Source organism: Pedobacter terrae (assembly GCF_036946585.1).
GTDB classification, from domain to species: Bacteria; Bacteroidota; Bacteroidia; order Sphingobacteriales; family Sphingobacteriaceae; genus Pedobacter; species Pedobacter terrae_C.
This window is the reverse complement of the sequence record NZ_JAQIIV010000015.1, coordinates 26,161-41,018: the sequence shown is the minus strand read 5'-3', so window position 1 is coordinate 41,018 and position 14,858 is coordinate 26,161. Positions and strand designations below refer to the sequence as shown.

The 14,858-nt window shown below is 38.4% G+C and carries 8 protein-coding genes; 2 read left to right on the top strand and 6 right to left on the bottom strand.

Going from position 1 to position 14,858, the window contains the following annotated elements; genetic code table 11:
- Positions 1–225: 225 nt before the first annotated feature.
- The 6 genes from PGN18_RS17170 to PGN18_RS17145 form a co-directional block, all read right to left on the bottom strand.
- A complete protein-coding gene (locus PGN18_RS17170) occupies positions 226–1,302 on the bottom strand; it encodes a DUF5694 domain-containing protein (RefSeq protein WP_335320832.1) in 1,077 nt (358 codons plus the stop codon).
- Between the two features lie 172 nt (positions 1,303–1,474).
- Positions 1,475–2,614: a M28 family metallopeptidase gene (locus tag PGN18_RS17165; RefSeq protein WP_335320831.1), complete on the bottom strand. Its 1,140-nt coding sequence runs from the start codon at positions 2,612–2,614 to the stop codon at positions 1,475–1,477.
- 143 nt (positions 2,615–2,757) lie between these two features.
- Positions 2,758–3,951, bottom strand: coding sequence for a PepSY-associated TM helix domain-containing protein (locus PGN18_RS17160; RefSeq protein ID WP_335320830.1), 1,194 nt, complete (start codon positions 3,949–3,951; stop codon positions 2,758–2,760).
- Positions 3,952–4,025: 74 nt separating this feature from the next.
- Positions 4,026–4,736, bottom strand: a complete 711-nt coding sequence (locus PGN18_RS17155; protein ID WP_335320829.1) for a DUF4198 domain-containing protein — start codon at positions 4,734–4,736, stop codon at positions 4,026–4,028.
- Positions 4,737–4,792: 56 nt separating this feature from the next.
- Positions 4,793–7,210 carry a TonB-dependent receptor gene (locus PGN18_RS17150; protein ID WP_335320828.1) on the bottom strand — a complete coding sequence of 806 codons (2,418 nt, stop codon included), beginning with the start codon at positions 7,208–7,210 and terminating at the stop codon, positions 4,793–4,795.
- Between the two features lie 24 nt (positions 7,211–7,234).
- Positions 7,235–9,676, bottom strand: coding sequence for a TonB-dependent receptor (locus tag PGN18_RS17145; RefSeq protein ID WP_335320827.1), 2,442 nt, complete (start codon positions 9,674–9,676; stop codon positions 7,235–7,237).
- A 467-nt stretch (positions 9,677–10,143) separates the two neighbouring features.
- Here PGN18_RS17145 and PGN18_RS17140 point away from each other — a divergent pair, with 467 nt between their 5' ends.
- Together PGN18_RS17140 and PGN18_RS17135 are read left to right on the top strand one after the other, a co-directional pair.
- A complete protein-coding gene (locus PGN18_RS17140; RefSeq protein WP_335320826.1) occupies positions 10,144–13,326 on the top strand; it encodes a SusC/RagA family TonB-linked outer membrane protein in 3,183 nt (1,060 codons plus the stop codon).
- Between the two features lie 12 nt (positions 13,327–13,338).
- Complete coding sequence (locus PGN18_RS17135) at positions 13,339–14,856, top strand: RagB/SusD family nutrient uptake outer membrane protein (protein ID WP_335320825.1); 1,518 nt, start codon at positions 13,339–13,341, stop codon at positions 14,854–14,856.
- The last annotated feature ends 2 nt before the right edge of the window (positions 14,857–14,858 follow it).

Genomic DNA, 14,858 nt, shown 5'->3' with positions numbered 1-14,858 from the left:
TGATAAATGTGACGAAATGGACTAAAAATGTGATGAATCAGTGGTTTGTTTAAAAAGCAGACACCAAATTCTTCTATATGTTGCATATAAAGACATTTAACTAATATTTTAGTTTAAAAGTAGGCTGATTTGCCTGCATTTGCAAATAGCAACTAAAAAATTACAAATTTAAAAACAAAAAAGCCCCTTTGCCAAGCAATGGGGCTGATAGAGCTCATTATTAATCTAGTGCAGATCGTTATAATTAATTATTTTTACATCCGGGTTTTTAGCTAAAATTTCTTCCATCCACTTTCGGTGTGATGCTCCAACACCTACCACAACCCTTTTTGCTTTTTGCGCCTTTGCCTGCTCAATAATATTTTTACACATCTCTTCGTTTCTCAAGGACCACTGTGCAATCATTTCCCTTACCGTTTCAGTTGGGAAACCTGCATATCCATAAAAGTGGGGTCCGCCATAAAAGTTCCAGGCTTCGTCCAGTGCCCCATATTTTACCGTATTCATGCCTGCATAGGGGTCAGCATTAAATACCTTTGCTTCATCCTTACCATAAGACCAGTATTTTTCTATTGCCTTAACTGTAGCGCCTTCCTGCGAGCTGCTGTCGGCTTTTGCTTTGCTGATCAAAATCTTGTATAAAGAGTCTGTTTTATTCCAGGCCTCACCCCAGGGTTTATCATAGGTTTGGCAATCCATATTATAAATGCGATCTTGTTTTAATTGATAAATGAGCGGGAAATAAATTTTGCTGTATTCGCTTCCTGGTCTATAGAAACCTATCTTTTTTAACGAATCTATTCCACCAAACATCTTTGTATAGGTTGCCAGTTCTTCTTTGCCAAAACTCTGTTTCATGTAGTTCTCCAGCACAAAAATTTGATAATCAGCATTTCCTCTATCCCAGTTTTTTGCATAATTAACCGCTAAATTCATTCTTGTTTTATGATAGTAGGCAAATTTAGTGAGTGCCCGCTGGTCTTTTTTAATTTGTGCCTCCATATTTTGAGGAGATTCAGGGTTTAGTTTTTGCAGGTAGTCACGTTCTTTTTTAAACAGTTTTTTGGCCCAGTTACTTTCTTCCAATTTAGCATAATCATCCTGTGGAAGGTATTCGCCAAAAACCATATCGGGTTTAAAATTTTTAAGTTTATCAATGATGGCCTGAAAATTGATGTTCGATTTTGAATTGTCGTGGGCGGAGCCTACAATCACAATTTCGATTTGATTTTGGGCATTCAATTTAATGGTTAATGCCACTAGCAGTAATAATGCAAGGCTAAGTTTTTGTATAGTTCTCATAATTTTGTTCGTTTTTGTTGATTCAAAGATGAGTATACAAGCTTTACTGCTCAATTTAATTATCCCAAAGGCCTATAATATTATCCCAATCGGTGATAGGGGACTTTTAACTATTGCGTGTCCAAATAACGTGTTTGAATAGGGATTTAGGATTTTCGTACCGAAAATGATGCTATTCCATCAACTTCTGATTAAAACCAACAATTAGTTTAAACAGATCCTTGTAGCTGGTAAGTGGTAGGGTTTCGGGTTTATCAAATATATCATGATAGGCAGAAGGACCGCCCTGAGTGTAAATGAAGAATGCAGGAACACCTTTTTCGGTAAAGAAATAATGATCGCTATTGGCTGCTTTGCCCCTCGAATTGATTTTGGAAATATAATGATGTTCATTATTAATTTCATTAAGTTGTGCGAAGGCTTTTGGGTACACAGAAGCATTCACCACTGTCATTCCGGCTTCACCTGTTCCAACCAAATCAAGGTTGAGTAGGAATTTAATTTTACTTAAAGGAACCAACGGATTTTCTACAAAATACGCTGATCCTAATAATCCGGCTTCTTCCGCTGCAAAACAGATAAAACCAATGGAATAGGGCTGGGGGTTCGCAGCGTAGTATTTGGCGAGACTCATTAAAGTGGCCACACCAGCTGCATTATCGTTTGCGCCTGGGAAATAGGTATCGGCACCCATACCACCCAGATGATCGTAATGTGCGGTAATGATTAACAATGAATCGGGGTATTTAGTTCCTTTAACCCAACCACAAATATTGGCTGCCTTAAAATTGGGGATAAACTTGTTTTCAATATCAACGCTGATTTCTTTTGGGATGGCAGCGAAACTTTTTTTATTGAGCTGTATGGTGGTTATCTTTCCAACTTCGGTCGCTACAGACCATGTCAATTTATCTTTAAGTAAAACTTGTAGTGATGATGTAGCTCGATAGGTAAGACTATCCACGGAAGTGAGTTTTGATACCTGTTTAGTACCCGGACTCTCATTATTTACAATGAAATCTTTACCAGGAATCAATTTTTTGCCGTCAATGCTTACCATCATTTTGCCCGGGAAAGTATTTACAGGAAAATCAAAGCTTTGTTTATATGTTGTGCCCAATGGCAATAAACCAATTTTCTGATAGGTATCGGCAATATAATCAGCCGCTTTCTCCATCCCATTTCTGGTATAGCCCCTGCCCCAGAATGCTTTTGTGGTGAGCGTATTAATGATCCCTCTGGTATAAGTAGAATCCTGTGCAAAGCTGTTAACGGCGCAAAACAGGAATATGAAGAAACCGAATCTTTTCATGCCGGAATTTAGCAAAATAAAACCGGGGAAGGGTGATCGTCACCCTGAATTTATTTCAGGGTCTTGTTGGATTGAATGAATTCAACATCATAGTGATTGATGATGCTTATAAATCTCTGTGATTTATGAGGTTGTGGTAATTTTTATATAGTTACGGAATTTTTCTTCTTTTTCTTTTTGCCCCACCAAATGATAAATCCGGTTATAGGCAAACTTGCTGCGATTAAACTGGCAAAAAATGCCATTATTTTCCCGGGAAGGCCCAAAATGGCGCCAACGTGAATGTCGTAATTCATACCGATAAGTGCCTCACCTGCGTTTTTATCGCTTTGGTTTTTACGGGCCAGCAATTTACCGGTATACTGATCGAAAAGCAAAACATCAAAATTCCAATAGGTTTCTTTGCCTTTATAGCCAGTTGCATAAATGGCTGCCGTACCACCTTCGGCCGGCGACATCCCAATGCGTTCTGCATTTTTAAATAGCTTTTGCGCCGTTTCAAAAGCAACATCAAACGGAATGGCTTTAATGGTTTTAGTCGAATCTGATTGAGCTACAACTTGTTTTGGAGGTGACACACTGCGAGATGCCACTACATAAACGGTAGTCTGAAACCACTGAAAGGCCCAAACCAGACCGGTTAGCGCCAGCATGAAGCAAATGATCATGACATAAAAACCAAGTACATTGTGCAGATCATAGTTGATGCGTTTAAATTTGGCCTTCCATTTGATTTTAAAACTTTTATCGAAGTTTGATTTCTTGAGGTTTTTGGGCCACCACATCACCATACCAGAGATTAACAGAAACACAAAAATGATGGTACTCCAGCCGATAAACTGCTGCCCTATGGGGTGGTTGATGAGAAAACTCCAGTGCAGCATTTTAATGACGCTGAAAAATTCGTATTTATAATCCGATATCAATGTCACCTGGCCCGTGTATGGGTTAATCAGTACAATGTCGTAATAATCTATAGAATCGAAATACCAAAATGCTTTAGGATTACCAGCCTTGTAAGTGCCAAATTCCCATACACGATTGTCTTGTGTATAGCTTGATATGAAGGTTATCTTTTTATTGCCGCCTAAAGCTTTTTCGGCTATTCCTTTTAGTGCGCTTAGGGGAATTGTTTTTTTGTTCGCTGGGACGTCAACAAAAAACGCTTCTTTATGGATAAACTCGGTAATCTCTTTCTGAAAGGCAAAGATACAGCCTGTTATACCCAAATGAAAAATCACAAGACCTGATGTTATACCCAGCCACAAGTGCAACCAATCACTGATTCTTCTTATCCGTGATTTCTTTGTTTTCTGTATAGGTTTTGTTAGCGACATCAGGTTTTTTTTTAACGAAAGAACCAATTGAAGTTTTTGGCAGCCAATTGGTTCAAAAATTTCAGTTGATCTGTTTATTGAACTTGGGTGGTGTAGGTTACCAGATGCCACGTTTTTTCGTAATCCTTTCCGTTCAGTTTACCGGGCGTTTTATCTTCGGTAAAGGCTTCAAGAAAGTAATTTCCTTTTGCAGCTGGTTTGAAGGTAAATTTACCTTGTGTATCGGTTTGGGTAGGTTGGCCTTTCTTGTCCGGACCAACAACGGTTAATTTTTGGTTTGCAAAGGGTGTTTTATTATAAATCACCTCGTGAATTGCTGTTTCCCCGACTTTTAAAACGTGTTTTGCTGGTCTGATGGTTAAAGCTGCTCCGGCCGGAAAAGTGGCGTTGATTTTTGAGGTGCCAACAGCAACATCGGCAAAGGCATAATACTCGATTTTTGCTTTTTCATAAACATCAGCTACTTCATGCACAATAGAAATTTTGTACGTTCCATCCTGGTCTGGCGTAAAACGCGCCTTATAATAGAGTACCTCTGGTGATGCTGTTAAAACCTTTGTCTGGCCATTAGGTGCCGTTAAAACCATTTTGAATTCTTTCAGGTTGCTGAACCATTTTGCCACAGAATCTGGTTCGTTACTTTCATATTCTCCAAAGAATACTTTTACTTCCATAGGCTGCCCTTTTTTGCCTGTTAACGCTGTTTCTATCCACAGGGCATGTGCAAATACATTCGAAATGCTAAAGACAAGGAATAATGCCAATAATGAGATCTTAGTTTTCATGTTTTCGGTTTTTAGTCCCTGGCAGCTGATCTGATCCGGTAGCCAGGGATGGATCATTAAAATTTATAAGCTACACTTACACGGTAGTTTCTTGGTGCCTCGGCCTGCCACGAGTAAACGGGTTGATTATAATCTGGCGCATTCCAGTAATTGGTATAATAAGCGCCGCTATATAAATACCTGTCTAAAATGTTAAATGCGTTGGCTGTTATTTTTAGTTTTTTGTTTCCCCAAAACAGGCCACCATCAAGTTTAAAATAATCGGGTAGGTTTTCATTCGAATTTTCTCCGCTATAAGTACCTACCGCTCTTCCGGCTAAATAAGTAAAACCACCAGAAATTCCTGCACCCTTAAGCAGGCCATTTTGTAGGGTATAGGTTAACCAGGCATTGCTGGTGTGTTTAGAAAAACCCGGTACCACCTGACCAACAAAAACGCCTGTAACACCATCGGCCACTTTGGTTACCTTACCATCGGTATACGCATAGTTTGCAATTAGATTTAATCCTTTAGCTAACTCTCCACGTATATCAAATTCCATACCTTGCGCTCTTTTTTCGCCAATTACAATGCTGTAGGTTTCCCCGGCTTTGTTATATGGATCGGCGGTGATTTCATTTTGTTTGGTAATTCTGTATACCGATAGGGTGGTATTCCAGCGGCCATTAAACCAGTCTTTTTTAATGCCAAACTCTTTATTATTGCCCGTTATCGGTTTGGCCGTAGAACCATCACGGAAGAAACCTGTTTGAGGTGTAAAAGCTTCGTCGTAAACCGCATAAACAGATGTGTTTTTATCAACCGATACACTTAAACCAACCCTTGGCGTTACATGTTTGGCTTTGTCAGGAGCACCACCCCATGCCGATTGGCTAACATAGGTATAACGACCGGCAAGGGTTAAGCGAACGACGTTATTAAAGAAACCCAACTCATCCTGAACATATCCACTCAGGTATTTCTGATCCATTAAACCACCTGCGGCTAGTGCTCTTTCCGATAAAGGGGTGATGCGATCAAATTGAGGGTAGCCGTTTGATGGGAAGCCATAGTTAGGATTGTATAAATTAAATGGGGAACTGGCAAGATCCAAATTATGCGATTGGCCCCAATCGGCCATGTAATTTTTCTTGCCACCATCAAAACCTGCTAAAATGCGATGCACAATTCCACCGGTTTTAACCGTTCCGTTTACAAATAACTGGCCTAATTTCATCGAACTTTCGGCATCCCAAATGGCCACATTACGGATAATCGTACCATTTGTATTTACAGTTGTTGGCCAAGAGCTGTTTCCAGTTTGCAAGTATTTGTAATAAGCGGTCTGTGCAGTCACTTTCCAGTTTTGCCCCAATTGCTGGGTAAGGTTTAAGGTTACGCTATGGTCGTTAATTCTGGTTGGTTGTACACCTGGTTGTGTTAAAGTAAAAGATCTGGGTAAGCTGGCATATCCGGCAGTATTAAAAATGTAATACGAGCCTACTTCGGTCATTTTTGCATTTTGTAAAGTATATTCTGCTGTTAATTTTGTACTAGGCGTGATTTGATAGCTTAACACAGGTGCAAAACTGTAACGGTCGTTTTTTTCATAAGGTCTGAATGATCCTTTGTTTTGTGCTGCTGCATTTAACCTAAACAGAAATTTACCATTGGCAGTTAATTTATGGTCGAAATCTATAGCCGTACGGTACATATCGAAACTGCCTGCAGTAAATGAGACCTCACCCTGATTTAACCCGGTAGGTTTTTTGGTTACTACATTGTACATTCCACTCGGATCGCCATTGCCCAACATAAATCCGGCCGGACCTTTCACAAATTCGATATGATCAACAAAGCTCATATCTTCGGTAAGCGGCCCCCAGTATGAAGAAACCACATTAAAGCCATTGCGCATCGCCTGAATTTGTGAACCACGCATTAAAATATTGGTGTATAAATCGCCCCAATGCTCTAAGCGGACCGCGCCGCTCACATTTCTGATCAAACCATCACTCATGCTAATAATCTGCTGATCTTTAATGATTTGGTTGCTTACAATTTGAATGTTTTGAGGCGCTTCTAACAAAGGCTCGTTTAGCCGTAGTGTTGCCGATGGCAAGCTTACTTTATACTTTTTGTTGATGCCGGCTACGATTACCTCTTCCAGTACCTGATCATTTTCTTTTAACGTAAAGTCAACTACAAGGGTTTGACCAGTCGTGATGGTGATGTTTTTTTCTGATGGATCGATACCCACAGCCGATGCTTTAATGGTATAGGTGCCTGCCTTGACCCTGTAAATTGTATAGGAGCCATTTTCATCAGAAGTAGTGCCTAATCCTTTTCCTTTTAATCCGATTGAAATAAAAGCTGCGGGTTTTCCGTTTGAAGTAGACACCTTACCTTTTATTGTACCAAATTGTTGTGCAAATGAAAACGAACTTAAAACGGCGAGTAGGAACGTTAGGCCAATGGTTTTGATTTTATTCATTTTAAATAATTATATCGGATTTTATTAGAATTTGTAGGTAACACTTCCGGTAAAGGTTCGTAAATCCTGTGGATTCATGGTGCTGTAACCTGTCCAATATTTTTGATTGGTAAAGTTGTCAACTTTTGCACCGATCCTGAATCGTGGATAATCGTAGAATACGGAAGCATTAAAAACTTCGTAGGCAGGTAAGATAAATACGCCCTGGCTTACACTGTTTACAATTTTGTTATCACTGGCATAATTACCACCGGCCCCTAAACCAAAGCCTCTTAACGAACCTGCAGCGAACTTATAACTAATCCATAAGTTTGCCGAATAAGGAGCCGCTGAATAGGCATCGCGTCTTCCTTCAACATCCGGAGATGCGTTTTGTAAGTGGTTGTCATTATAAGCAAAACCTGCAATAATGTTTAAACCATTTAAAGGATTAGCTATAATTTCAGTTTCTATACCTTTGCTAATTTTGTTTCCATCCTGAATCTGAGCATTTGGATTAGATGGATCTCCATTGTAACCCCTTACAATATCTTTCACTTTAATATAGTAATAAGATACCGACCCGGTTAATTTTCCATCGAACAGATTACTCTTAACGCCGCCTTCTATTTGATTGGCTTGCTCTGGCTTAAATGCTTCACCTTTATAATCTATACCATTAAGATTGTTAAAGCCGTTTTGATAATTGGCAAACAATGATAATTGGTCTTTAATAGGCTGAAATACCAAACCAAATTTTGGTGAGAAAACAGTTTGTTTATATGCTCCTTGAGGTACCGAACCTGCACGATCGGAATTACCTTTGTTATCAAAACGGTCTACTCTAATGGCCGCTAAAGCAATTAATCTGTCGGTTAGGTTAATTACATCAGAAGCATAGGCACTATAGGTATTGGTTTTAAAGTTATAGGGATATTTTGGCACATTAGGGATTGCCGCATAAAAGGCAGCCAAATTGGTTTCTGTAAAATTGTTATAGTTGGCGCCTGTTCCATTTTTATTTGTTAAATCGAAGCTATCTATCGAATAAAACAATTGATCGGAGTTTTGACGCAGATAATCCAACCCTAAAACGAGTCGGTTTTTGATGGAACCCAGGTTGAAGGTCCCATTAAAATTTTGTTGTACTTCGTAATTAAAAAGCTTACTGTTATCAGTTGATTGATCTGCCCTTGAAATGAAGTCGGCACCTGGTGCCGCAGTTGGATTTCCCAGTGGCGGATAGTTATTTGGAACTAAGAATAGATAAGTGCCGCGGCCATTAGAAAAACTATAGCTGGATGAAAAGCTGGTGTGTGATGACCAGTTTTTGTTAAATTTATAATTGGCCTGGCCAAAGAAAGTTGTACTGTTGTATTTTTGCTTCATCACACCACCTGTAAACGATTTATCGTAAGGTATTCCTGCCTGATCTGCCCGATCAAAACCAAGGTCTTTCACAGGAAAATAGAAGAAAACAAATGGTTTTAATGTGTTGCTACCATTTGCTATTTCAGCATCAAAAGTGAAATCCAACTTATCATTTACTTTATAGGCTAAACTTGGGGCTACAAAGAAACCCCTGTCAAATACATTTTGCTGAAAAGAGCCTTTATAATTATAAGATGCGTTGATACGGGCATAAATGTGGCTGACCTTATCAACAGGGAAATTAAAATCGGTACTCACCCTGTTTAAATCATAGCTGCCTGCGGAATAAGTTACCTCTCCGCCCAGACCTTCGAAAGGTTTTTTAGTGATGCGGTTAATTAAACCTCCATAAGAAGTTAAGGTGCTGCCAAATAAAGTGGCCGATGGGCCTTTAATAACTTCAACGCTTTCTATATTGGCTGCATCGTTACGGCTGGTTACATTACCTGCAATTCCGTTTCTCAACTTCGATTGTACAATAAAGCCCCTCGATGCATAATATGCGCCTCCATCTCCACCACGTCCGGTGGATTCCCACATTTTCTGAATACCAACTGCGTTACGGGTAGCATCATCAACCGAAAATATCAATTGATCATTAAATGTTTCTTTGGTTATTGTGGTATAAACCTGAGGATTTTCGAGGTTGCTGATCAGCATTTTAGCTACATAATCACTGTTTGGGGCGCCATATTTATTGGCTTTACCTTTATTAATATTTACCTCGTTGAGCTGGTTTGAATTCTGGCTGATCGTAAAATCAACCGTTTTGTTTTCACCTGCATTGATGGTAACTGATTTTTCTATACTCTGAATGCCAACGCCTGATGCGCGTAGGACATAGGAACCGGGTTTAACCCTTTGTATTTCGAAGATACCTTTATCATTGGTTACGTTTCCAAGGCCTTTTCCCTTCAAACCTATTGTAATATAAGCTGCCGGTTTTCCATCGGAAGTGTTAACCGTACCCTTAATGGTTGCAGGCTGTTGGGCAAAGCAAAGTAAAGTGACAAAAGTGAATAATAAAGTAAAACTAGATAGTTTGATTTGAGACATTACAGTATTTATTTGGATTAAATCTAAACAGCTGCAAAATAACGGTAGAATCTTCTATAATCCAAATTATTTTGAATTATTCTAAATTAGAGAATATCGGCAGGTGTCTAAGCTTTCTTATCCCGGCAAAGTATGATGTACTAAAATATTAGTTTATCGTTTTAGCTATCACTATCTGAAGATTTTTTCCTGAATCTCCTATTAAAATCTGATTGCTAATTAATTAGCTTTATGTATTCTTAAAATGACTTGAAATAAGACTAATTTCAAGAAAAATGTGCCTTCATTTGTTTAGAGGGCATATTTTATGTTGTTAAAACAAAGTGCTAAAAAATCAAATGTTAATTAATGTTAAATTTTTGAGTTAAAATATGGTTTTAGTTAGCTAAAAATTAGGTAGCCGCCAGGTAAAAATGTTGATACTTTAGATTAAAGTCAAACATAACTAATTAACTAACTAACCATCAATGGAAAAAAATTCTACAAAACAACATTGCTATGTGAAATTTTTAATGGCAACATTATTTTATCTACTCATTCCTTGGCTGGCCTTTGCTCAGAAAACCATTAAGGGAACAGTTGTAGATCAAAGCAACAAACCGATACCAGGGGTTTCAATCATTGAAAAGGGTACAAAAAATGGTACGGCTACCAACGCTGAGGGAAAGTTCGCCTTAACAGTTCAAAAAGAGGGTTCAGTTATTACTGCCAGAATTGTAGGCTATCGCTCGGTAGAGAAAACGGCTTCGGCAAGTGGCACAGTAAACTTTTCTTTGGAAGAAGATAATAATACGCTAAGTGAAGTGGTTACTATCGGTTATCAGAAAATTACCAGAAAGAAAACTACGGCAGCAATTTCCAGTATTTCCGGTAAAGAACTGGCCAACTTACCAGCTGCAAGTTTTGATCAGTTGTTGCAGGGCCGTTTATCAGGTGTAAACGTTCAAAACTTTACCGGTCAGCCAGGTGTGGCACCAACAGTATCTGTTAGGGGTAACTCTACAGGTAGTACAGGGTACGATCAGTTTAATGTGATAAGATCGCCGCTTTATGTAGTAGATGGTGTTCCTCAGTCATCTGATGATTATGTACCGCCAGGTACAGGTACGGGAACTAACTACATGGCCGGCCTTAATCCGAATGATATCGAATCTATTGATGTATTAAAAGATGCTTCTGCAGCGGCTATTTATGGTTCAAGAGCTGCTAACGGTGTGATTTTAATTACAACCAAAAAAGGTGTAGGTGGCGATACAAGAGTAAGCTTTAACTCTTATTATGGTATGGTGCAACGTCCTAACTTAAGGCAGGCTACCATGGGTACTACCGAGCGTAGACAAAAAATGGAAGTACTTCAAAGACAGCTGAGTTACGACCAGCGTGTACAATTGCCTTACATCCTTACAGACAGTTTAAATCCAGCTTTTAATGGACATACCGATTGGCAGGATTTATTTTATCAGACGGGTAAAATCAATGATAATAACCTGAGTATAAGCGGCGGTACTGATAATGGAACAACTTATCGTTTCAGCGGAGGTTATTATGATGAAGATGGTATTATAAAAGGAACAGGCTTTAAACGTTATACCACACGCTTAAACCTTACCTCAAGGGCGATGAATAAAAAGTTAATGATCAACCCCATATTTTATTATTCAAGTTCTAGCAGAGGTAGAGGTAATGAAGATCCAAACGATCCATCTAAGCCTACAAAAGTTGGTTCAGGGAATTTGCCCTCCTCGTTATTTAATATATCTCCCGAAAAATTGGATTATTTTGTAAGTAAAGATGGTGAAAATTTAAATAGAAATGTGTCTAACCAGTTTGGAGCTAACCTCAACTTGGCTTATGAATTTAATAAACATTTTACCTTAAATTCTCAATCTTCCTATACTAATGATAATACGCGCAGGGATGTGAGCATGAGTAATTTGTTAAACAATGGTTTTGGCAACAGCTCTTCCAGTTTCTCTTCTAGCGCTATAGGTTTAAGGACATCAAACTATCTGGCTTATAATGGTTCTATTAAAAAACATTCTTTTAGTGCAGTAGCGGGTCAGGATATCGAGTATAGTTTGTTTCAATCTACCCAGGCATCTGGCTATGGAGGCGCTTCAGACAATATTCAAACGGTTACAGGGTTTAAACAACAGAATATTTTTGCCTATTCAAATTACATTGCCCATGGCCTAATCGCATATTACGGCCGCTTCAATTATGACTATGACGGCAAATATCTTTTATCAGGAACAATCAGAACGGATGGTTCATCTGGTTTTGGTGAAAATAACAAATATGGCGTATTCCCGTCCATTTCAGCAGGCTGGCTTCTTTCAGAAGAAAACTTTATGAAAAACTTAACCAATAACCCTTTTACACTCATTAAAATAAGGGGAAGTTATGGCGTGACAGGAAATGAGGATAAAAGAAATGCTTATGTGCAATATAATACCTATCAGGTTAACAATGGTTATTTTAGTGGGAATTCTGGAGCAACATCATATAACGGTGTAACCGCAATTACACCAAACTTTAGAAACGGTGTGGCACAAAAAGATTTAAGCTGGGAGAAATCGATCCAATGGAATATTGGTACCGATCTGGAAATCGATAATGGTAGATATGCCATTTCATTCGATGTATATAACAAAGAAGTAAGAGAAAAACTTTTTAATGTTGATTTGCCGGTTACATCAGGCTATGACAATGCCTTTACAAATGCATTTGCGGTTCGTAATGCAGGTTTGGAGTTGGTTCTAACTGCTAATCCAATCCGTAAGGAATTTAAGTGGAATAGCTCTTTTAATATCTCTTACAATAAAAATCAGATCATGAGTTTGCCGAATGGTGGCCGTGATATTATTTTAAGTGGGGATCGTTTTGATAAAAACCACGTACTTTCTGTTGGTAGTCCACTAAATGCCTTCTATTTATATCGAACAAAAGGCGTATTTTCTACTTCGGCAGATATTCCTCAGAACCCTTATACCGGAGAAAGGTATAGAAATAGTAACGGAACGTATAGTGCAGGTGATTTTTATTTGGCAGATTTGGATGGAGATTATTTTATTGATGTTTTTAATGATGGTATCAACCCGGATAAAGCACCAATCGGCGATCCCAATCCACGTTTTACCGGTGGTTGGACCAATAACTTTTCTTACAAAAACTTTAGCTTAAGTATTTTTGTAAACTTTACACTTAAACGTGACGTACTCAACCTATTTGATTCAGATCGTTTTACAAACTCAACTGATGCGAATGCAGTATATAATTTTGCCAGTGTTTCTTCACCGGATCTAAGTCGCCTGAACATCTGGAGAAACCCTGGAGATCAAGCTGAATATGCAAAACTCGATTTGGGATCCTATCGATATTATTATACAGCTGCACAATCTTTTTTCCTAGAAAAAGGTGGTTATGCAAGGATCAGAAGTATCAATCTTAGTTATGATTTTAGTCCTAAAGTCGTAAGAAAATTAGGCTTAAGTCAACTGAAATTATACGCCGTTGCTGATAACGTATATATGTTTCAGCAATCAAAAAAATTACCAGATGCCGAAGCTGTTAGCGGATATGGAGAGTATAATGGAACCGGATATCCTATTCCAAGAAAATATACTTTAGGTGTACAAGTTCAATTTTAATATCGTTAATAAATGAAAAATATAATCACAAAAATCGGTGTTCTTATCGCGTTGGGCATAGCAGTTACCGTAAGTTCCTGTAAAAAATTGTTATATGAAGAACCTAAAGACGCACCTTATGAGCAAACCTTCTGGCAATCGTCCAGGGATGTAAGAAGTGCCATCGCCGGTAATTATGCCATGATGCGTAGTGCGATTACCAATAAAAACAATCGTTATTTTATGTACGGTGATGCGATCGCCAAAAACTATTTTACGATCCAATATTCAGGAGATGGTTTAGAAGGAATTCAGGGTGGAGATTTTACCTTTCAATACAATCTGAATACGCTGGCAAATTATACTTTGTATTATAAAAGCATTGCCATGTCTAATCTGATTTTAAAGAAAGTTAATGCCATGAGCGATACACAGTTGTCTGGTGAAGACGATCCTGCACAATTCCGGAATTCGGCGATTGGCCAGGCCTATTTTCTTCGCGCATTAAGTTACTTTATGATGGTAAGGGTATGGGGCGATGTACCGCTGGTTACAGAAGCTTACGACGATCCAATCAATGCGCCTCAATTGCCAAGAAGTTCGAAATCAGAGGTAATGAAATTGATTGAAAATGACTGTAAAAAAGCCATTAACCTATTAAGCTGGAATTATACCAGTACCGGCGACGCCAAAGTTACGGCAAATAAAGGCTCAGTATATGCCCTTTTAGCCCATTTGTATCTTTGGAGAGCAACCATGTCTGACGTTTCAGTGGATGCGCCAAATTTGACGGATGTAAATAATGCTGATACCACAATAAATACCCTAATCAATAAAGGCGGTTATTCGCTAGTTGATACTGCCAATTATAAAAACACTTTTATTGGTCGTTCTTCTGAAGGCATATTTGAAATTAACATCAGCGAGAATACATTGGAGGGTTCTAATAGTTCCATAGGTTCTTATTTTTTAAATGAGAATTATATTAAAGGTTATGGAAACAACCCACGTTTTTATACCACGCCTTTGTATCTTAATAATCATTTCGAAACAACCACTGATATCCGTTATAAAAAGGGCTTTGACCTTGTCAACCCGGATAAACCAATGAGTATAAAGTACAGTAATGTAACGTACAGAAATCCTGGGCAAAAATTAGACCCTTACCTAAGTAATAACATTATCATTTTCAGATTGAGTGATATGAAACTACTTAAGGCGGAGATTGCACTTTACAAAAAGGATGCATCAACAGCCATCAGTATCATTAATGATTTCAGGAAAAGAAATGATCCAAATCCGGTATTGATTCCTTCTGGAAGCTCCGTAGATCAGGTAATGGATGAATATGCTTATGAGCGTGGGAAAGAAATGTACCTGGAAGGACATTTGTTTTATGATTTGCTAAGAACCAGAAGATACGGTCTTATTGTGGATTGGCTTACAGAAAGCAGGTTCAGACGAGAAGGTTTTTATTGGCCTGTAGATCCCGCATTGTTTAGAAACAATCCGTTATTGAAACAAACACCATATTGGTTGGGTAAAGTATAAGT

Excerpts from the sequence above, each read along its gene's own strand:
- PGN18_RS17140 (WP_335320826.1), top strand. The coding sequence starts at position 10,144 with ATGGAAAAAAATTCTACAAAACAACATTGCTATGTGAAATTTTTAATG.
- PGN18_RS17145 (WP_335320827.1), bottom strand. The coding sequence starts at position 9,676 with ATGTCTCAAATCAAACTATCTAGTTTTACTTTATTATTCACTTTTGTC.
- PGN18_RS17165 (WP_335320831.1), bottom strand. The coding sequence starts at position 2,614 with ATGAAAAGATTCGGTTTCTTCATATTCCTGTTTTGCGCCGTTAACAGC.
- PGN18_RS17160 (WP_335320830.1), bottom strand. The coding sequence starts at position 3,951 with ATGTCGCTAACAAAACCTATACAGAAAACAAAGAAATCACGGATAAGA.
- PGN18_RS17155 (WP_335320829.1), bottom strand. The coding sequence starts at position 4,736 with ATGAAAACTAAGATCTCATTATTGGCATTATTCCTTGTCTTTAGCATT.
- PGN18_RS17170 (WP_335320832.1), bottom strand. The coding sequence starts at position 1,302 with ATGAGAACTATACAAAAACTTAGCCTTGCATTATTACTGCTAGTGGCA.
- PGN18_RS17150 (WP_335320828.1), bottom strand. The coding sequence starts at position 7,210 with ATGAATAAAATCAAAACCATTGGCCTAACGTTCCTACTCGCCGTTTTA.
- PGN18_RS17135 (WP_335320825.1), top strand. The coding sequence starts at position 13,339 with ATGAAAAATATAATCACAAAAATCGGTGTTCTTATCGCGTTGGGCATA.